Below are 20,322 nucleotides of genomic sequence, written 5' to 3' on the forward strand. Positions count from 1 at the left end.
AATGAGTAAATTTATTAAAATTATTTTTTTGGTAATATTAAATCTTTCTTTATTATTTTCCTTTTCAGCAAAAGCATCGGATAAAATTAAAATTGGTCTTATGGTCCCTTTAACAGGTTCTGATAAAGAACTAGGACAATCGATTATAAAAGCTGTAAGATTAGCCGTAAAAGATATCAATAATAATTTAATAGAAATAATTCCTAAAGATACGGCATCAAAAGCAAACAAAGCACTCAAATCAGCATTTGAGTTAAAACAAATGGGTGTAAAGGTTGTTATTGGACCTGTTTTTTATGAAAGCATATCCTATTTAGATGAAATCAAGGATATAACTTTTTTGTCTTTAACAAATAAAACATTAGATCTTCCAAAAAATGTAATTTCTGCAGGAATAAATTCTACTTCTCAATTCAATACTATAAAAAAATTTATAGAAACAAATAATATAAGGAGAACAATATTTTTAACACCTATTCAAGATTATGAATTTGAAATTAAAAAAGGAATAAAAGATTCTAGAATTAAAATATTTAAAGATTATGACTATAGTACAGAGCCTACAAAACTAACTAAACAAATTGAAGAAATAACCAATTACAGGATTAGAAAACAAAACTTAAAAGATGAAATTTTAAGATTAAAAAAATCAAATCAATCTAACAAAGAAAAAAAAATTAAAAAGCTTGAACAAAGATATTCTTTAGGAGGTTTAAATTTTGATGCAGTCGTTATTTCAGATTTTGATGAAAGTTTAAAAAGTGTATCTACATCACTTTTATACACAGATGTTTCTCCTAAAAATAAATATTTTATTACCTTAAACCAATGGTTTGATAAAAGCTTATTAAATGAAATAGATATTCAGCCATTATATTACCCATCAATAAATAAAAATAATTTTGAAAATTACAAAGATAAGTTTTTTAGTGAATTTAATGAATATCCCTCACACTTAGCTTTATTAAGCTATGATCTCGTAGGACTTGTCTATTATTTATCATTAAAAACTAATCTCTCTAATTTAAATAAACTTTTTAAAAAGAAAAATTCTTTTAAAGGTAAGATTGGTATTTTTGATATAAAAAATAACAAAATTAATCACCGATTAAACTTTTATAAAATTGAAGATCAAAAAATTATAGAAATTTTTTAATTTTCTTAAAAGCAATAAATCGATGGTCTATTTTGTATTTATGCGAAGAGCTCATTTCACCAAAAGTTTTTCTTTTATTTTTAGGAACAAAAATTGGATCATAGCCAAAACCATTTTTTCCTTTTGGTTTTTCTGAAATATGTCCTTCAACTTTACCCAAAACAGATGCTATTTTTTTATCTAAATAACAAATTGATAATGCACAAATAAATCTAGCTTTAATTTTTTTGTGCTTCCAATTTTTGTCTTTTTTAGACAATTCTCTATACACTCTATTTATTGCTTTTTTAAAATTACCTTTTTTTCCACCCCATCTAGCTGAATAAATTCCTGGACTTTTATCCAATATATCTATCTCAAGCCCAGAGTCGTCAGCAAGACAGATTAATTTTGTTTTTTTTGAAAAATGTTTAGATTTTATGATTGAGTTTTCTGTGAATGTCAGCCCATCTTCTGTTGGACTCTTGAGTTTAAATTTAGATGTTGAGTATGTTTTGATATATTTTGGTAATAAATCTTTAATTTCCCTATATTTTCCCTTGTTATTAGTACCTATTAGCAATTTTGAAATTTTTTTCATAAATACCTAGCAATTATGAAATTTCTTACCATATATGCTCTGATGGAAAAAGAAGAAAACCAAAATCAAGAAAATACTACAGCTGAAACTCTAAATAAGAGCGATGAAAATCATAATCGATTAGATAATGAGCAAGAAGAAAACAAGGTTGTAGAAGAAAAAATAGAATTGCCTCCTGAAGAAAAAATAAAAGAATTAGAAGACAAATTAGCAAGAACTTTTGCTGAAATGGAAAATCAAAGAAGAAGGTTTGAAAAAGAAAAAGATGATGCATTTGATTATGGGGGCTTTGCATTTGCAAAAGAAGCTTTAAATTTAATTGATAACCTATCAAGATCAAAGTTAATTTTAGAAAGTGACGAATCTCTTAAAAATACAGAAGCATTAAAAAAAACTTTAGAGCATTTTGAGATAATCAATAAAGATTTAATCTCAATATTTACCAAAAATAATATTAAACCAATTGATTGTCTTAATAAAAAATTAGATCCAAATTTGCATCAAGCAATGATGGAAATAGAGGATGATCAAAAAGAACCTGGAACAATTGTTCAAGAAGTTCAAAAAGGTTTTATGATAAAAGACAGATTGCTTAGACCATCTTTAGTTGGTGTATCCAAAAAGACAGAAATTAAAGATGATAAAAGTGAGGAAAATAAGGAGAATTTAAACAAATAATTACATTTGTTGAACTTGTAGAATTAATATTAACACATATATGAAGGGTAGAAATTAAATTATGAGCAAAATTATTGGAATAGATCTTGGTACAACAAACTCATGTGTATCAATTATGGAAGGAAGCCAGCCTAAAGTATTAGAAAATGCTGAAGGTGCAAGAACAACTCCATCAGTTGTAGCTTTTACTGATGATAGTGAAAAACTTGTTGGTCAGCCTGCTAAAAGACAAGCTGTAACAAACCCTGAAAATACAATTTTTGCAGTTAAAAGACTTATTGGAAGAAATTTTGAAGATCCAACTGTAAAAAAAGATATTGCAGCAGCACCTTTTAAAATAGTTAATTCTGAAAAAGGTGATGCGTGGATTGAAGCAAAAGGAGAAAAATATTCACCTTCACAGATTTCTGCTTTTATTCTTCAAAAAATGAAAGAGACTGCTGAGAAATATTTGGGTCAAGAAGTAAGTAAAGCAGTTATAACAGTACCTGCATACTTCAACGATGCACAAAGACAGGCAACAAAAGATGCTGGTAAAATTGCTGGTCTAGAAGTTCTAAGAATTATTAATGAACCTACTGCAGCATCACTTGCATATGGTTTAGATAAAAAACAAAATAAAAAAATTGCGGTATACGATTTAGGAGGAGGAACATTTGATGTTTCTATTCTTGAATTAGGAGACGGTGTATTTGAAGTTAAGTCGACAAATGGAGATACTTTTTTAGGTGGTGAAGACTTTGATAATGCAATTGTTAATTATTTAATTGCAGAATTTAAAAAAGATAATGGTATAGATTTAACATCTGACAAACTTGCACTTCAAAGATTAAAGGAGGCTGCTGAAAAAGCTAAGATCGAATTATCTTCAGCAGAACAGACAGATATTAATTTGCCATTTATCACTGCAGATAAAACAGGACCAAAACATATTAATTTAAAAATGACTAGAGCAAAACTTGAAGCTCTTGTTGAAGATTTAATTACCAAAACATTACCACCTTGTAAAACAGCGTTAAGTGATGCTGGTATATCAGCAAGTGATATCGATGAAATTGTAATGGTTGGTGGAATGACTAGAATGCCTAAAGTTCTAGCTGAAGTTAAAAACTTTTTTGGGAAAGATCCAAATAAAAGTGTTAATCCGGATGAAGTTGTTGCTATGGGCGCAGCTATACAAGCTGGGGTGCTTCAGGGTGATGTAAAAGATGTACTTCTTTTAGATGTTACTCCTTTATCTCTCGGAATTGAAACTTTAGGCGGTGTATCAACTAAACTAATTGAGAAAAACACAACAATACCAACTAAGAAAAGCCAAATATTTTCTACAGCAGAAGATAATCAACCTGCAGTTTCTATTAGAGTTCTTCAGGGTGAAAGAGAAATGGCCACTGATAACAAGATGTTAGGAAATTTTGAGCTAATCGGTATCGCACCAGCTCCAAGAGGAGTTCCACAAATTGAAGTAACTTTTGATATTGATGCGAACGGTATAGTTAGTGTTTCAGCAAAAGATAAAGGAACTGGAAAAGAGCAAAAAATTCAAATCCAAGCTTCTGGTGGATTAAGTGAAGAAGAAATTGAAAAAATGGTTAAAGATGCTGAAGCTAATAAAGAAGATGATAGAAAGAAAAGAGAGTCTGTAGATACGAGAAATCAGGCTGATACTTTAATTCATTCAACTGAAAAAAATATTAAAGAGCATGGATCAAAAATTACTGATGCTGAAAAAAAAGCAATAGAAGATGCATCATCAAGTTTAAAAGAAGCTCTAAAAGGGACTGACAACGAAGATATTAAGAAAAAGACAGAAACGTTAGTTCAAGTATCAATGAAATTAGGTGAGGCTATATATAAAGCTCAAGAGAAAAAACCAGATTCACCTGATGATAATAAAAAAAGTGATGAAGAAAAAAAAGACGATAACGTAGTTGATGCAGATTTTGAAGAAGTAAAAGAAGAAAATAAAGAAGAAGATAAAGAAAAAAGCGCTTAAGAATATCAACGATCATTATCTCAGGGTAACTTATGGCTAAAAGAGATTTCTATGATGTTTTAGGTGTAAGTAAAAATGCATCTTCTGATGAATTAAAGTCAGCTTATAGAAAACTTGCTGTAAAATACCATCCTGATAAAAATCCTGGTGATAAAGTTGCAGAAGATAAATTCAAAGAAGCCAGTGAAGCTTATGGAATTCTCTCAGATAAAGAAAAAAAACAAAACTATGATAACTTCGGTCATGCGGCATTTGAAAATGGTGGTGGAAGACAAGGTGGTGGCTTTAGTGGTTTTGGTGGAGCAGATTTTTCAGATATTTTTGAGGATTTTTTTGGGGATTTTGGTGGTGGTGGAAGATCAAGAAGTAGAAGTTCTAATAACAGAGGTTCAGATCTAAGATATGATTTATCAATTTCTCTTGAAGAAGCCTACCAAGGTAAAAAACAAGACATAAAGTTTTCAACCACAGAAAAATGTAACACCTGTAAAGGAAATGGCTCAAAACCTGGTCATTCTCCAGATAGATGTACTTATTGCGGAGGGAATGGAAAAATAAGATCTAACCAAGGTTTCTTCACAGTACAACAAACATGCCCTCAGTGTAATGGTAATGGTGAAGAAATTACAAATCCATGTAATGACTGTAATGGACAGGGAAAGAAACAAGCCTCTAAGAAAATATCAGTTACAATTCCTAAAGGTGTTGATGATGGGACAAGAATTAGATTAGCAGGTAAAGGTGAGGCTGGTAGTAGAGGTGGAACAACTGGGGATCTATATTTGTTTATTAATGTTCACTCTCATGAGTTGTTTAAAAGATCAGATGAAAATTTATTTTTTGAATTTCCACTATCTCTCGCAGATGCCGCATTGGGAACTATTATAGAAATTCCAACTATTGACGGTGGAAAAGCAAAAATAAAAATTCCTGATGGAACACAAAATGGTAAACAATTTAGATTAAAGGGCAAAGGGATGCCTTTTATGAGAAGAGGTGATTTTGGAGATTTGTACGTTCAAGTAAAAACAGAAGTGCCAGTATATTTAAATAAAAAACAAAAAGAATTACTTGAGCAATTTAGAGAAATTGAAAACGACAAGTCAAATCCAAGCATAAAAAAGTTTTTTCAAAAAGCAAAAGATTTCTGGAAAAACTAAAAGACTAATCTCCTAAAAAGAGTTAATATTTATAAATGAAAAATATTAATTTAGCGATTTCAGGATGCATGGGCAGAATGGGTCAGCAACTAATAAAGTCCTCCAAAAAAAATAAGAATTTTAAATTAGTTACACTTACAGAAAATATACCAATAAATAAAAAATTTAATGGTATTAAACCAGAGTTAAATTCTGAAAAGGCATTTAAAAAAACAGATGTAATTATTGATTTTACTGTTCCTGATTGCACCCTAGAGATATTAAAAGTAGCATCTAAACTTAAAAAAAAAGTTGTTATTGGAACAACTGGATTTAATAGAAAGCAAGAAAATCAAATTAAGAAGTTTTCAAAAAAAATACCTATTTTAAAGGCAGGAAATATGAGCTTAGGTGTGAATCTATTGATGTATTTAACTGAGATTGCTTCAAAATCATTAAATGATGAATACTTAAGTAAAATATTTGAAGTGCACCATAAACATAAAAAAGACTATCCATCAGGTACAGCTTTAATGCTTGGTAAAGGTATTGCAGATGGAAAGGATAAAAATTTATATAATTTAATTGGGAAGAAATTTCTAAATAAAAAATCTTTTCCTTATGGAAATAAAATTAATTTTAATTCAATTAGAAAAGGTGAGATCATTGGAGAACATGAAGTAAAATTCTCGAGTGGTAAAGAAATAATTACATTAAATCATGAGGCTTTTGATAGAACACTATACTCTGATGGAGCTTTAACTGCTTCTAAATGGTTAATGAAAAAAAGACCTGGCTTATATTCTATGAGAGATTTGCTTAACTTTTCATAATGGATGAGGAGCAAAAAGCAAAAATTATAATTAAAACTTTAAATAAAATTTATCCTAAGACACTAGTTCCTTTAAAAAGTAAAAATACTTTTACACTTTTAATTTCTGTACTTCTGTCAGCTCAATGTACAGATGTAAATGTTAATAATGTAACAAAAAATATATACCCAAAGTATTTCAAACCAGAACACTTTGTAAAATTAGGAAAAAAGAAAATTGAAAAATTAATAAAAAAAATTGGTATTTTTAGAATTAAAGCAAAAAGTATTTACTTGATGTCAAAACAAGTTTTAGAAAAACACAACGGAAAAGTGCCTAAAACTTTTGAAGAGCTTGAAAAACTCCCTGGTGTTGGCCATAAAACGGCGAGTGTAGTGATGTCCCAGGGTTTTGGATATCCAGCTTTTGCAGTTGATACTCATATTCATAGACTTGCTCAAAGATGGGGTTTAACAAATGGAAAAAATGTAGTTCAAACTGAAAAAGATTTAAAACGAATATTTCCAAAGAAAACTTGGTCTAAGCTTCATTTACAAATAATTTTTTATGGAAGAGAATATTGTAAGGCAAGAGATTGTTATGGTTTATCATGCGAAATATGCACTACGTGCTACCCAAATAGAAAAAAACCTGTTATTACCCAAAAAGCATAATATGAAAATTTTAGGAATAGGAAATGCAATAGTTGATGTCGTTTGTAAAGTAAATGACAGTTTCATTGAAAAAAATAATCTTACAAAGAGCGCAATGAAACTATTTTTTGATGAAAATGAATTCAAAAATTTATTAAGAAATCTTAAAATAGAAAAAACTGTCTCTGGAGGATCTGTTGCAAATTCTATAGTTGGATTATCTCAACTTGGTGACAAAGTAGGTTTTATAGGAAAAGTTTCTGATGACGACTTTGGTAGTAAATACGAAGAAGGTCTAAGAAAAGAAAAAGTAGAATATTTTTACTCAAAGAAGAGGGAAGAATTGCCAACAGGTACATGTTTAATATTGGTTACTCCAGACTCAGAGAGAACAATGTGTACATTTTTAGGAACGGCAGGAAAAATTAATGAAAACGATGTAAGTTCTGATGTGATTAAAAAAAGTGAGATAATATTTTTAGAAGGTTACCTGTGGGATGAAGGAGAACCTAAAAAAGCATTTGATAAAGCAATTAAAAATGCAAGCAAAGTAGCTATGTCCCTTTCTGATCAATTTTGTGTAGATAGACACAAACCTCATTTCTTAAACTTAGTGAAAAACAAACTAGATATAACTTTTGCTAATGAACAAGAAATTACATCTTTAATTGATGCAAAAAATTTTAACGATGTAATTAACTTTTCAAAAAAAATTAATAAGTTAGTAGTTGTTACAAGAGGCGATAAAGGAGCAGTGGCTATTAAAGGGGAAGAAGTGGTTGAGTCAGGAGTACTTCAAAATCTTAAAATTTTAGATCTAACTGGTGCTGGCGATCTTTTTGCTGCTGGGTTTCTACATGGATATGTTAATAAATTATCGACTAAAAATAGTCTGGAAAAAGGAACAGAAATGTCATCAAGGGTAATACAGCAGATTGGTGCTAGACTTTAAACTTATCTTTTTTTTCTTTTAAAACTTCCTTTGCCTTTTTTGGGGTTAACTATTTTCGGTTTATATTTTCTTGTATATAAATCTTTAGCAATAGGGTTTTTTTTATTCGATTTGATAACCATTTTTTTTACTAACTATAAAATCATTATCGTTAAAAGTAATAGATATTTTTTTTCTTAATCTATAAATATGTGTTTCAACTGTATGAGTTTCAATATCAGACTGATAACTCCAAACATTTTTTTGAAGTTCGTTAATGCTAACAGACTCATTTTTTTTTATTAAATAAATAACTGTATTAATTTCTTTCTCAGTTAATTTAAGTTTATTATTATTGATCATCATTTCTCTTGAATTTAGATCAATTGTATAATCATTAATTTTTACATGTGATTGATTATTGAAATGAAGTTTTAAAAATTCAATATTTATTTTTTCAACTAATTTAGAAATATTCATTGGTTTATTATCTAAATAAATATGATTACTAAAATTTAGATTTTTTTTATTCGATATTATGAGATAATTATTAGAGTTTTTTATTTTCTCATATAATAAATTTTCACTGTCTAAATAAATAATTTTAAAGTTTATATCTAAACTAAGTTCTTCAAGAATATGATATAATGAGCTAAACTTGTATATTATTAAGCGTTGACTACTCATAAATGGACCATATGACAATTTTAGTTAAAAATAAACACTCTCTTCTAATAGATGAATTTAAGTTTAGATGTTGTATTGGTAAAAAAGGTACATCAATTAATAAAATAGAAGGAGATCAAAAAACTCCAAAAGGAACATTTGAAATAGAAAATCTTTATTTTAGGAAAGATAGAATAAAAAAACCTCAAACATTATTAAAATGTATTGAAATTAAAGAAACTATGGGTTGGTGTGATGACATTGATGATACAAAAAAATATAATAAACTTTTTAAAATAGACAAAAAGTTAAAACATGAAAAATTAAAAAGAAAAGATTATAAATATAATTTACTAATTCCTGTTAAGTATAATTTTAAAAAACCAGTAGTTGGTAAAGGAAGTTGTATTTTTATTCACTTAACAAAAAATTATAATCCAACAGCTGGATGTATCGCTTTAAAAGAAAAAGATTTTTTAATTTTATTAAAATTAATCAAAAAAAAAACAAAAATTAAAATTCTCTAAAATCTCTGACCAAAGATACTAGATCCAATTCTAACATATGTAGATAAATTTTTAGCTGCTTTGATATAGTCTAAAGACATCCCCATACTTAGCTCTTTAAAATCAAAATTTTTATTTAATTGTTTCATTTCTCTAAAATATTGTTCAGGGTCAATGTTTGCGGGAGGAATGCACATCAATCCAATTAAATCTAAATTAATTTCCTCACAATAAGAAACTAATTTATCTATATCATTTTTTTTTATACCCGATTTTTGATCTTCATCTCCAATATTTACCTGTAAAAAAATTTTAATTCTTTTATTTATCTTTAATTGTTCATCTGCAATTTTTTTTGCCATTTTTTCACTATCAACTGAATGAATATAATCAAACAATTTTACTGCAAATTTCACTTTATTTGTTTGTAATTTTCCAATCATATGTAATTTGATTTTTAAATTTTTTTTTTTAATTTCTGTCCATTTTTCTATTGCTTCTTGAACTTTATTTTCACCAAAATCAATTTGCCCGTGTTCTATGAGAGGAAGAATTTTATCAATTTTAAAAGTCTTTGAGACTGCAATAATTTTTGGATAATTATGAATATTTAATTCATCTAGATTTATTTTGATATTATTTTCAATTTCTAATAAGTTTTTAACAGTATTATGCATAAAATTAGAAAATATTACTTTATTAATAAATTTGATTCAAACAATATAGACAAACAGAAAATAAATACTGGTATAATTTATAGAAACTATGACACTAAAAATAATTTAAGCACTATTATTAAACTTAAACAATACTGTAAAAAAAAAGGTTATAAGTTTTTTCTATCAAATGATATTAAATTGGCTCTTCATTTGAACCTGGATGGGGCCTATATTCCATCTTTTAATAATCAAACTAATCACCTTTCATTTTCTTTTAAAAAGAAATTTATAATTATTGGTTCTGCTCATAATTATAAAGAGATAAAAATTAAAGAAAAACAAGGAGTAAATATAATTTTTTTATCTTCAATTTTTAAAAAAAATAAGAACTATTTAGGTATAAATAAGTTTAAATTATTTTCAAAATTGACGAATAAAAAGATTATAGCACTCGGTGGAATATCAAATTTAAATTTTAAAAAACTTAATCTATTAAATTGTTTTGGTTTTGCAGGAATTTCTCATTTTGAATAAAAAAAAAGGCCCCAAACGGGGCCTTTTTAAATATTATAGTTTTAAATTAAAATGCAAATGATGCAGCTAATTTAAACATACTTCTGTCATTGTTAACACCTGTTGATGAACCATCAACATTGTCAGCACTAACTCTCTTAGCAGATACAGTCATACCACCTGAAGTGTATGATGCAGTTATACCATCAACTTCAATATCAGCAGTGTCAGTATTGTTTTCTATTTTGTCCTGACCGTATGTTACAGAAATATCATCCGTTACTGTGTATGTTAATCCAAAAGATGTTACTTCTTGGTCATTAGCAGCAGTAGTATGGTCGTATTCAGAAGCAGAAATTGCTGCTGTGATTGAACCATAAACATATGATGCTTTCATAGTTGTGTAGTCAGCATCAACTGCAACTGTGCTATTATCATTACCAGTTCCTAAACTTACTGTTAAACCCTCGATACCAGTATAAACTAGACCTAAAGCACTTGAACCTTCATTGTTTTCACCTGCAGATGAGTATGTTGCGTTAATTGCAACACCATCAGCGAATGAAGGTAAAGTATATTGCACTAAACCAGCTCCACTAGGACCTGCTTTAACTGAATTACCACCAGCACCTGTTGAAAAACCAAAAGTGTTATCCCATAGGTCACCAGAAGCAGTAGCGTCAACTGCTGCAGCAGCGTTTGATCCACCATGTCCATGTACAGTTAATGTACCTAGAGTGTCAGAACCAACTGATACTTTGTGGTTATCAAAAGGACCAGTTCCATCACCAGCACCTTGGTCTAATTCAAAAGATAAATTAACAGTTAATCCACCATCAGTTTCACCTGAACCAGCAAAGTTAACACTGTTAACCATAGCTACTGTTTTACCTGTAGCTTTATGGTCGTGATTAGTTACAGACATCTCAGCAACACCAGTAACAGCTAAGTCACCAGCAACAGCTACAGAAGCAACAAGCGAACCTGCTAAAGCAGTTAAGCCTATTTTTCTAAATTTGTTCATATTAAATTCTCCTTTATATTTTTTTGTTTGTTATTAATAATAAACAGGTTGTATTTATCATTAATTATGAATTAATTGAAAAATACTTCAATTATAATAAAAAAAACAGCAATGTGTTGCATTTTTACATCATATAAAGGCTATTTTTGCTTAAATTTTAGCTATTTTTAAAAAATATTGTATAAACATCATAATTCACAAAAAACTTTATGTTTTCATCAAAATTTATAAAATTAATAGTCATATTTATCATTGCTTTAACAACTCTTAATTCTTGTAATGGAAAACTTCCAGGGGGTGACGCTAGAAAAAATCCTGCAGATCCAAAGAAAAGAATTGAGCAGAACATTAAAGAGGGAAAATCATTTAGATTATTTGACACTATAGGAAATCCTAAAGGTGGAACTTTTGATTTTGCAAGTTCAAATGAATTATGGAGAGCTTCTCTAGATGTAATAGATTTTATGCCGCTCTCATCAGTTAATTACAGTGGAGGAATAATTATTACAGATTGGTACTCAGATGAAAACAATCAAAATGAAAGTATAAAAATTTCCATAAGATTTCTTACAAATGAAATAAGATCTGATGCATTAGACATTAAAATTTTTACCCGAAAATGTAAAAATAATTTAATGAATTGCAATGTAATAGAAACCAACAAAGTATTAATTACAGAATTAAAAAAAGAGATTCTTAAAAAAGCTGCACTTTATGAATCTCAAAAGAAAAATAAGAAACAATAAGTTTCTGTGAATTCTTTAATTCATAATAGTTAAGATTATGGAGAGATATAATTTTAAAGAAATTGAAGTTAAGTGGCAAAAATTTTGGGAGAAAGAAAAAACTTTTTCAGCCAAAGTTGATAGAGATAAGAAAAAATTCTATTGTTTAGAAATGTTTCCTTATCCATCTGGAAAAATTCATATGGGCCATGTAAGGAACTATACAATTGGGGATGTGTTAGCAAGATATAAGTCTTTACAAGGTTATAATGTTCTTCACCCTATGGGATGGGACTCCTTTGGTATGCCAGCAGAGAATGCGGCAAGACAAAATAATTTAGATCCAAAAACGTGGACTGAATCCAATATTGCTAAAATGAAATCACAATTAAAAAGGCTTGGGCTTTCAATTGATTGGAGCAGAGAAATTTCAACATGCTCCCCTCAGTATTTTAAGCATCAACAGCAGTTCTTTTTAGAGCTATATGACAAAGGCCTGGTCTATCGTAAAGAAGAATATGTCAATTGGGATCCTGTTGATCAAACAGTACTAGCTAATGAACAAGTAATCGATGGCAAAGGATGGCGATCTGGAGCAATAGTTGAGAGAAAAAAATTGAGCCAATGGTTTTTTAATATTAAAAAATTTTCAGAAAATCTATTAGAAAATCTTAACACACTTGATAAGTGGCCAAATAAAGTAAAAATTATGCAGAAAAATTGGATTGGCAAATCCTTTGGTTGCGAAGTAGGCTTTAAGATAGAGTCTGAAAAAAATATTTCTGAAATAAAATGTTTCACCACAAGACCAGACACATTATTTGGATTATCTTTTTTAGCTTTGTCTGTAGATCATCCGTTAGCCAAATATTATGAAGAAGATAAAGAATTTATAAATTTCAAAAAAAAATGTTCAACAACTGGAACAACGGAAGAGTCAATTGCAAATGCTGAAAAGATTGGATTTAAAACTGACTTAACTGCAATTAATCCATTAAATGAAAATATTAAAGTTCCTGTTTATTTTGCAAATTTTGTTCTTATGGATTATGGATTAGGTGCGGTTTTTGGTTGTCCAGCACACGATCAGAGAGATTTAGATTTTGCTAAAAAATATTCTCTAGAGATAAATACAGTGGTAACTCCAAATTTAGATGATTTAAATTTTCAAGTAAAAGATGAGGCTTACACAGGACCTGGCTACATTTTTAATTCCTCTTTTTTGAATGGTCTAAAATGTCCTGAGGACTCTATTGAAAAAACAATAAAATATTTAGAAGAAAATAAGTTAGGCGAGAAAAAAATTAATTTTAGATTAAAAGACTGGGGAATTTCTCGTCAAAGATACTGGGGATGCCCAATTCCAATTATTTATGATGAGAAAAATAACCCAATAAAAATACCAGATGAAATGCTTCCAGTTGAGCTTCCAGCAATAGAAAAGTTGGATCCATCAGGTAATCCACTTGATAAGGCCAATAATTGGAAAAATATCACTATTAATAATAAAAAATATATAAGAGAAACAGATACGCTTGATACCTTTGTAGACTCTTCATGGTATTTTTTAAGATTTTGTTCTCCGGAAAATAATGAATATGGATTTGATATAGATGACGTTAATTATTGGATGCCTGTTGATCAGTATATAGGTGGTGTAGAACATGCAATATTGCATTTATTATATTCAAGATTTTTTATGCAGGCTCTTTCTTTTAAAAACGAAAAATTTAACATAGTGGAACCATTTGAGGGTTTATTTACCCAGGGGATGGTTTGTCATGAAACTTATAAAGATCATGAGAATAATTGGGTCAGTCCAGAAGAAATTGAAACAATTAATGGTAAAAAATATTTAATAAATGACCAATCTAGGGAAATTAAAGTTGGACCATCAGAGTCAATGTCTAAATCAAAAAAAAATACTATAGATCCTGAAAAAATTATATCAAATTATGGTGCAGATTCTGTAAGATTATTTATTTTATCAGATAGCCCTCCTGAAAAGGATGTTCAGTGGTCAGAAGAAGGAATTATTTCATCTTTTAAATTTATTCAAAAACTTTGGAATTTAAATTTAAAATTTACGCAACAAATACAACAAAATCATAATGATGATGATGACCGGGAATTAGATAAATATACTAATATTTTTTTAAAGAAAGTTACCGAAAATTTAGATAATTTTAGTTACAACAAGATAGTAGCTAATTTACATGAAATGTACTCCTCATTATTTAAGCAGATAGACAAAAAATACACAAAAAAGACTCTTATTAACAATTTTGAAAAAATCTTAATTGCAATAAACCCTATAATTCCTCATTTTTCAAGTGAATGTATGCGTTTGCTCAAATCAGAAAAAATGAGTTGGCCAAAATATGACAAAAATCAATTAATAGATGACAAGATAAAAATTGTTATCCAAATAAATGGAAAAAAAAGAGGATTAATTGAAACAAATAGAAACATTTCTGAACAAGAATTGACAAATATAATCAATAATAACGAAATATTGAAAAAATATTTAGATAAACAAACTTTTAAAAGGAAAATATTTATTAAAAATAAATTAATGAATATAATAATCTAAAAAATGAAAAAATTTTTTATATTATGTATGATTATAATAATTCCACATTGTGGTTTCTCACCAATATATCAGTCCAATCAAATTAATTACCAAATAAACATAAACAATATAGAGGGTGATAAAATAATAAATAATAAAATTAAATCTGAAATTGAAAGAATTTCAGATAAAAATGTACAAGAAATATTTAATATTCAGATTTATACAGAGTATGAAAAGATTATTGCTGCAAAGAATTCAAAAGGATCAATAACTGATTATTTACTAATTGCTACAGCAACATTTATAATTTCTAATAATGAAAAAAAAGAAACGATAGTGTTTCAGGAAAAACAAAATGTAAAAAATAATTCTGATTTTGTTGAACAAAGAAACTATGAAAATACAATAAAGAAAAATTTTGCAACTTCTTTCGTAAAAAAATTAAATTTAGATCTTGTAAGTAAATAATGATTATAAAATCATATGAAACAAAAAAAATAGATATAAACAAGAACAATATTATTTTATTTTATGGTCAAAACGAAGGTGGTAAAAAAGAAGAAATATCTAAAATACTGAAACTTAATAATGATAAATCTTTATTTTCTTATGATGAAAAAGAAATTTTAGAAAATATCGAAATTTTTTATAATAGTATTTATTCTGGATCATTATTTGAAAATAAAAAAATTATTTTAATTAATAGAGCTTCGGAAAAAATCATAAAAATCACAGAAGAGATTATAGAAAAAAATATACCTGAACTATATGTAATAATTAATACAGGTATATTAGAAAAAAAATCTAAATTAAGATCAGTTTTTGAAAAAGACAAAAAATTAGTTTGTGTTCCCTTTTATCCTGATAATAATCAAACATTGTCTAAATTTGCATATAATTTTTTGAGTGATAAAAAAATTTCAATTTCACCTTCAAATATAAACTTAATAGTTGGCAAATGCAGTGGTGACAGAGAAGCTCTTATAAATGAACTTCGAAAAATTGAATATTTTAGTAAAAGTGGAAAAAAAATTAACAATGAAATTATATCTAAGTTGATCAATTTAAGTGAAAATCACAGCATATCTGAACTTATTGATAATTGCCTTGCTCAGAATAAAAAAAAAATAATAACTATCTTAAATGAAAATAATTTTAGCAATGAAGACTGTATTATGATTACTAGATCTTTTTTAGTAAAAGCAAAAAAATTACTGGCATTATCAAAAACATTTGAAACTAACAAAAATATAGATTTGACCATCTCATCAGCAAAACCACCAATTTTTTGGAAAGAAAAAGACATAACAAAACAACAAATTCAAAAGTGGAAATCAAAAAATATTAAACAACTTATCTACGCACTAAATGAAATTGAATTGCAAATAAAGAAGAATATTATTAATTCAATTAATTTAATTACGGATTTTATTTTAAGTCATTCATCAGCTAAAACTAATAATTAGATTTAATTATATCTATAATTTTATTTAACTGGTCTAGGTCTTTATACTCAAACGAAATTTTTCCTTTATTCCTTTTATTATTTTGTATTTCCACATTTAATCCTATTTTATTTGATACTGAAAGTTCAAGAGCTATAATATTAGTATCTTTTGTGATCTTTGACTTTTGTCTTTTTTTTTTAAACAATTGAACAAAATTTTCTGCTTGTCTTACCGATAATTTTTTTTCAATAATCTTATTTGCAACAAAAGAAGCATTCTCTAATCCAACTAAAATTTTTGCATGACCAGTGGTTAATTTTTGCGTCTCTATTAGTTCTATAACTTCGTCCGGTAGAGTTAATATTCTTAATGAATTAGTTATGTAGCTTCTGCTTTTACCTATAAATTTTGATACTTTCTCTTGATCATAAGAAAATTCATCTATCAATCTTTTATAACCTTGGGCTTCTTCCAACGGATTTAAATCATGTCTTTGAACATTTTCAACTATTGCAAATTCTAAAGATTTTAAATCATCTGCCTCTGTGATTACCACTGGAACATTGTGAATGCCTGCTCTCTGTGCAGCTAGCCACCTTCTCTCACCTGCAATTATTTCAAATTTTGAATTTTCATTTTTTGATTTTCTAACAATGATTGGCTGTATCATTCCTCTTTCTTTTATTGAATTTGTTAAATCTTCTAAGTTTACCTCATTGAAATTTTTTCTTGGTTGATATTTATTTGGTATTAAGTCACTTATTGGTAGTTGATTTTTTTGGACCTCTACTTTAGTTTCGCCAATTAGTGATGATAAACCCCTTCCTAAACCCTTTTTAATTTTATCCATTAAGCAGCACTCCCTATTGTTGACTCTTGATTTATAAATTCATCAGTAAAACTAAAATAAGATTTACTGCCAGGACAGGATTTGTCATAAATCAAAACTGGCATTCCATGAGAGGGTGCTTCTGATAATCTCACATTCCTTGGAATTACTGTTGAGTAAACTTTTTCATTAAAATAGTCTCTAGCTTCTTTTTCAACTTGCGAAGAAAGCTTATTTCTTTTGTCATACATGGTTAAAAGGATCCCTCGGATTTTTAAATCAGGATTTAGACTTACTTTTATTCTCTCAATAGTTTTCATTAATTGAGTAAGTCCCTCAAGAGCAAAGAATTCTGTTTGCAAAGGCACTAAAAGTGAGTTGGAACAGACAAGCGCCATAACTGTAAGAAGACTTAAGGAAGGTGGACAATCAATTAGCACGTAATCGTACGATCTTCTAGAATTGTTTAAATAAGCGCTTAATTTAACCTTTAATATGAAGGCTCTATTACTGTCATCAGCTGTTTCAACTTCAAGTCCAGACAAGTCTACATTAGAAGTGATAATATCTAAATTTTCAAACTGTGTCCTTTTGATTATCTCATTAATCTCTCTGGTTCCATTGAGTAGACCATAAATTGTGTCACTTGAGTTATTTACATTAGATAATCCAAGACCTGTTGTTGCATTACCTTGAGGATCTAAATCAATTACTAAAATTTTTTTATTTAGATGAGTTAATCCTGCTGCCAAATTTATAACGGTTGTTGTTTTTCCTACCCCACCCTTTTGATTTATAACTGAAATAATTTGCATTTAATTTTTCTTATATCTGTTTTTATCTTTCTTTTTAATTTTTTTTATGTCTAATAAAAATGAATCCTCATTAGTTAAACTTTTTTTTTCTATGAACTCTAAGTCCCAATCATTTTTAGATTTTTCAAATATTTTTTTTCCACTCTTACCCATAAATAGAATTAAATTTTTATATTTGGAAAAATTTTCATAAACTAAATCTAGAACCACTGGCATTGGCTTGAATGCTCTTGACATAATTGTACCTGTTTCTAAATTTTTTATTTCAAAAATATTTTTTTGAAAAATTTTTGTATTTAAATTTAGTTTTTCTGAAACTTCTTTTAAAAAACAGCTTTTATGGTAGCTTTTTTCATAAAGATGAACTTCCATATTATTTTTCATATTCTTCAATATAATTGCTACTACAATCCCCGGTAAACCCGCTCCTGATCCTAAATCTATGGTTGTATTACAATTAAAGTCAACAAAATCAATAATTTGTGCAGAATCAATAATATGGCGCTCAATTATAGACTTTTTTGATGATGTATTTTGGCTGATTATGTTAATTTTTTCATTTTTTTCAATTATCATCGATATATAGTTTTCAAAGTCTAAAAATGTTTCACGTGAAACATTTAAGTCATTAAGTTTAGAATATGAATTTAAAATTTCTTGATCCATTAAGCTATATGCTTAATAGACTTTCTTTTAACATGTGACAACAAAATATATACAGCAGCTGGGGTAATTCCATCAATTCTTAGCGCTTGACCCATTGTTTTTGGTTTTATCTCTTTAAATTTAGCTTTTACCTCATTTGATAGCCCTGAAAGGCCATCATAATTGATTTTATCTGGTATTATGAGGTTTTCATCTCTTTTAAAAGCAAGAATATCAGCTTTTTGCTTTTTTAGATAACCTCTATAGTGAGCATTAATTTCAACTTGTTCATCTATTTCTTTACTAAAATAAGGTATATCAGACCATATTTCTCTAATTTTACTCATATCAACTCCTTTTTGAGTTAATATTTCATCAGAATATCTTAGAACTCCATCCATTGCTATTTTAATACCAAATTTGTGGGCTTTATTAGGTGATATAGTAGATTTAGTCATTTTTACGTTAATTTGCTTAATTTTGTCAAATTTATCTAAATAAAGAGCTTTTCTTACATCGCCGATTAATCCTATTTCAATTCCCATAGAGGTTAATCTTTGATCCGCATTATCAGATCTAAGACTTAATCTATATTCAGCTCTTGATGTAAACATTCTATATGGTTCAGCTACACCTTTAGTTACTAAATCATCTATCATTACTCCTATATAAGCATCAGATCTATCAAGAATGAAAGGTTCTAATTTTTTAAAAGATAGAGCAGCATTTATTCCAGCTATGAGACCTTGTGCTGCCGCTTCTTCATATCCTGTTGTTCCATTAATTTGTCCAGCAAGGTATAAATTGCTAATCTTCTTTGTTTCGAGTGTTAAAAATAACTCTCTAGGGTCTATATAGTCATATTCTATAGCATATCCTGGTCTAATAATAGAAACATTTTCTAAACCATTGATATTATTACATATTTCTTGCTGAACATGAGCTGGTAGTGATGTAGAAATGCCATTTGGGTAAATTGTATGGTCATTTAGCCCTTCAGGCTCTAAAAATATTTGGTGCCGGCCCTTATCAGCAAATTTTACTATCTTGTCTTCAATAGATGGACAGTATCTTGGTCCAACACCTTGAATACTGCCAGAGTACATGGCACTCTTAGATAAATTTTTTTCAATAATTTTATGAACCTTATTGTTAGTATAAGTCATACGACATGAAACTTGTTTGTTAATATTTTTTTTTGTTAAGAAAGAAAAAAAATAAGGATCATCATCTGCAAACTGTTCTTCTAAATTTTCATAATTAATTGTTCTTGAGTCAAGTCGGGGAGGGGTTCCTGTTTTTAATCTTCCTATTTTAAAATTGTATTTTTCTAATTGTTCACTTAATCCTGTTGAAGGTTTCTCATCATACCTTCCAGCTGGTGTTCTTTCATCACCTATATGTATCAGACCATTTAAAAAAGTGCCCGTTGTTAGTATTAGCTTAGAACATAAAACTTTTTTACCTTTTTTAGTTATAAAGCCGGTTATTGTATTTTTATTAAAAATAAACTTTATTAATGGATCTGAAAAAATGCTTAAATTACAGTAGTTTGCAAGTTTTTCTTGCATATATTTACGATATAATGATCTGTCTGATTGAGTTCTCGGTCCTCTTACAGCTGGGCCTCTACTTCTATTTAATAATCTAAATTGAATGCCTGATTTATCTGCAACTTCAGCCATGACACCATCAAGAGCATCTATCTCTCTTACTAAATGTCCTTTGCCCAAACCACCAATTGCTGGGTTACAAGACATCTCTCCAATTGTTTCTATCTTATGAGTAAAAAGAGCAGTATTTACACCCAGTCGTGCAGATGCTGCAGCGGCTTCACAACCTGCATGGCCACCACCTATTACCACAACATCAAATGATAAATCATTTTTCATAAGCTAAATTTATAACTGATTATTATATTTACAAGGTGCGTATAGTTTTGCTTAAATAAGCTTTAATTATTAATGTTTTT

Annotated in this window: 21 protein-coding genes; 13 read left to right on the forward strand and 8 right to left on the reverse strand. The window is 28.2% G+C overall.

Going from position 1 to position 20,322, the window contains the following annotated elements; translation table 11 throughout:
• The first annotated feature begins 1 nt into the window (after position 1).
• Positions 2-1,156 (forward strand): ABC transporter substrate-binding protein, encoded by a 1,155-nt coding sequence (locus F754_RS0106910; RefSeq protein ID WP_023649186.1) that lies wholly within the window; start codon positions 2-4, stop codon positions 1,154-1,156.
• Here F754_RS0106910 and rdgB read toward each other — a convergent pair.
• A complete protein-coding gene (gene rdgB, locus F754_RS0106915; protein WP_023649187.1) occupies positions 1,140-1,736 on the reverse strand; it encodes an RdgB/HAM1 family non-canonical purine NTP pyrophosphatase in 597 nt (198 codons plus the stop codon). The two genes, F754_RS0106910 and rdgB, sit on opposite strands and share 17 nt — an antisense overlap.
• Positions 1,737-1,778: 42 nt before the next feature.
• Between rdgB and F754_RS0106920 the strand changes: the two genes are divergently transcribed.
• The 6 genes from F754_RS0106920 to F754_RS0106945 all read left to right on the forward strand — a co-directional run bounded on the left by F754_RS0106920 (position 1,779) and on the right by F754_RS0106945 (position 7,966).
• A complete protein-coding gene (locus tag F754_RS0106920; protein ID WP_023649188.1) occupies positions 1,779-2,414 on the forward strand; it encodes a nucleotide exchange factor GrpE in 636 nt (211 codons plus the stop codon).
• Between the two features lie 61 nt (positions 2,415-2,475).
• Positions 2,476-4,410, forward strand: coding sequence for a molecular chaperone DnaK (gene dnaK / locus F754_RS0106925; protein ID WP_023649189.1), 1,935 nt, complete (start codon positions 2,476-2,478; stop codon positions 4,408-4,410).
• Between the two features lie 32 nt (positions 4,411-4,442).
• A complete protein-coding gene (gene dnaJ / locus F754_RS0106930; RefSeq protein ID WP_023649190.1) occupies positions 4,443-5,570 on the forward strand; it encodes a molecular chaperone DnaJ in 1,128 nt (375 codons plus the stop codon).
• Positions 5,571-5,605: 35 nt separating this feature from the next.
• Positions 5,606-6,382, forward strand: a complete 777-nt coding sequence (locus F754_RS0106935) for a 4-hydroxy-tetrahydrodipicolinate reductase (RefSeq protein ID WP_023649191.1) — start codon at positions 5,606-5,608, stop codon at positions 6,380-6,382.
• Complete coding sequence (gene nth, locus F754_RS0106940; RefSeq protein ID WP_023649192.1) at positions 6,382-7,035, forward strand: endonuclease III; 654 nt, start codon at positions 6,382-6,384, stop codon at positions 7,033-7,035. The genes F754_RS0106935 and nth overlap by 1 nt, the downstream gene beginning before the upstream one ends.
• Position 7,036: 1 nt before the next feature.
• Positions 7,037-7,966, forward strand: a complete 930-nt coding sequence (locus F754_RS0106945) for an adenosine kinase (RefSeq protein WP_023649193.1) — start codon at positions 7,037-7,039, stop codon at positions 7,964-7,966.
• Between the two features lie 102 nt (positions 7,967-8,068).
• Here the strand turns inward: F754_RS0106945 and F754_RS0106955 are convergent, their stop codons facing one another.
• Complete coding sequence (locus tag F754_RS0106955; RefSeq protein ID WP_034391296.1) at positions 8,069-8,632, reverse strand: winged helix-turn-helix domain-containing protein; 564 nt, start codon at positions 8,630-8,632, stop codon at positions 8,069-8,071.
• An 11-nt stretch (positions 8,633-8,643) separates the two neighbouring features.
• On the opposite strand from F754_RS0106955, the gene F754_RS0106960 reads away from it, so the two are divergent.
• Positions 8,644-9,138, forward strand: a complete 495-nt coding sequence (locus tag F754_RS0106960) for a L,D-transpeptidase family protein (RefSeq protein WP_023649196.1) — start codon at positions 8,644-8,646, stop codon at positions 9,136-9,138.
• On the opposite strand, the gene F754_RS0106965 is transcribed toward F754_RS0106960, so the two are convergent.
• Positions 9,135-9,794: a YggS family pyridoxal phosphate-dependent enzyme gene (locus F754_RS0106965; RefSeq protein ID WP_023649197.1), complete on the reverse strand. Its 660-nt coding sequence runs from the start codon at positions 9,792-9,794 to the stop codon at positions 9,135-9,137. The two genes, F754_RS0106960 and F754_RS0106965, sit on opposite strands and share 4 nt — an antisense overlap.
• Here F754_RS0106965 and F754_RS0106970 point away from each other — a divergent pair.
• The gene (locus tag F754_RS0106970) at positions 9,789-10,310 is read left to right on the forward strand and encodes a thiamine phosphate synthase (RefSeq protein ID WP_023649198.1); all 522 of its coding nucleotides are present in this window, start codon (positions 9,789-9,791) and stop codon (positions 10,308-10,310) included. The two genes, F754_RS0106965 and F754_RS0106970, sit on opposite strands and share 6 nt — an antisense overlap.
• A 46-nt stretch (positions 10,311-10,356) precedes the next feature.
• On the opposite strand, the gene F754_RS0106975 is transcribed toward F754_RS0106970, so the two are convergent.
• Positions 10,357-11,313 carry a porin gene (locus tag F754_RS0106975; protein WP_023649199.1) on the reverse strand — a complete coding sequence of 319 codons (957 nt, stop codon included), beginning with the start codon at positions 11,311-11,313 and terminating at the stop codon, positions 10,357-10,359.
• 209 nt (positions 11,314-11,522) lie between these two features.
• Here F754_RS0106975 and F754_RS0106980 point away from each other — a divergent pair, with 209 nt between their 5' ends.
• The 4 genes from F754_RS0106980 to holA are packed head-to-tail and all read left to right on the forward strand — an operon-like array spanning position 11,523 to position 16,079.
• Complete coding sequence (locus F754_RS0106980; protein ID WP_023649200.1) at positions 11,523-12,059, forward strand: DUF3576 domain-containing protein; 537 nt, start codon at positions 11,523-11,525, stop codon at positions 12,057-12,059.
• Positions 12,060-12,096: 37 nt separating this feature from the next.
• The gene (locus F754_RS0106985) at positions 12,097-14,631 is read left to right on the forward strand and encodes a leucine--tRNA ligase (protein WP_023649201.1); all 2,535 of its coding nucleotides are present in this window, start codon (positions 12,097-12,099) and stop codon (positions 14,629-14,631) included.
• 3 nt (positions 14,632-14,634) lie between these two features.
• Positions 14,635-15,081: a hypothetical protein gene (locus F754_RS0106990; protein ID WP_023649202.1), complete on the forward strand. Its 447-nt coding sequence runs from the start codon at positions 14,635-14,637 to the stop codon at positions 15,079-15,081.
• Positions 15,081-16,079 (forward strand): DNA polymerase III subunit delta, encoded by a 999-nt coding sequence (gene holA, locus F754_RS0106995; protein ID WP_023649203.1) that lies wholly within the window; start codon positions 15,081-15,083, stop codon positions 16,077-16,079. Before F754_RS0106990 ends, holA begins: the two co-directional genes overlap by 1 nt.
• On the opposite strand, the gene F754_RS0107000 is transcribed toward holA, so the two are convergent.
• Genes F754_RS0107000 through mnmG form a run of 4 tightly spaced genes read right to left on the reverse strand, consistent with a single transcriptional unit; the run spans position 16,069 to position 20,242 of the window.
• Positions 16,069-16,911, reverse strand: a complete 843-nt coding sequence (locus F754_RS0107000) for a ParB/RepB/Spo0J family partition protein (RefSeq protein ID WP_023649204.1) — start codon at positions 16,909-16,911, stop codon at positions 16,069-16,071. The two genes, holA and F754_RS0107000, sit on opposite strands and share 11 nt — an antisense overlap.
• Complete coding sequence (locus F754_RS0107005) at positions 16,911-17,705, reverse strand: AAA family ATPase (RefSeq protein ID WP_023649205.1); 795 nt, start codon at positions 17,703-17,705, stop codon at positions 16,911-16,913. The genes F754_RS0107000 and F754_RS0107005 overlap by 1 nt, the downstream gene beginning before the upstream one ends.
• Positions 17,706-18,371, reverse strand: a complete 666-nt coding sequence (locus F754_RS0107010; RefSeq protein ID WP_023649206.1) for a class I SAM-dependent methyltransferase — start codon at positions 18,369-18,371, stop codon at positions 17,706-17,708.
• Complete coding sequence (mnmG, locus tag F754_RS0107015) at positions 18,371-20,242, reverse strand: tRNA uridine-5-carboxymethylaminomethyl(34) synthesis enzyme MnmG (RefSeq protein ID WP_023649207.1); 1,872 nt, start codon at positions 20,240-20,242, stop codon at positions 18,371-18,373. The genes F754_RS0107010 and mnmG overlap by 1 nt, the downstream gene beginning before the upstream one ends.
• Positions 20,243-20,322: the final 80 nt, after the last annotated feature.

Source organism: Candidatus Pelagibacter ubique HTCC8051, assembly GCF_000472605.1.
Lineage (GTDB): Bacteria > Pseudomonadota > Alphaproteobacteria > Pelagibacterales > Pelagibacteraceae > Pelagibacter > Pelagibacter communis_B.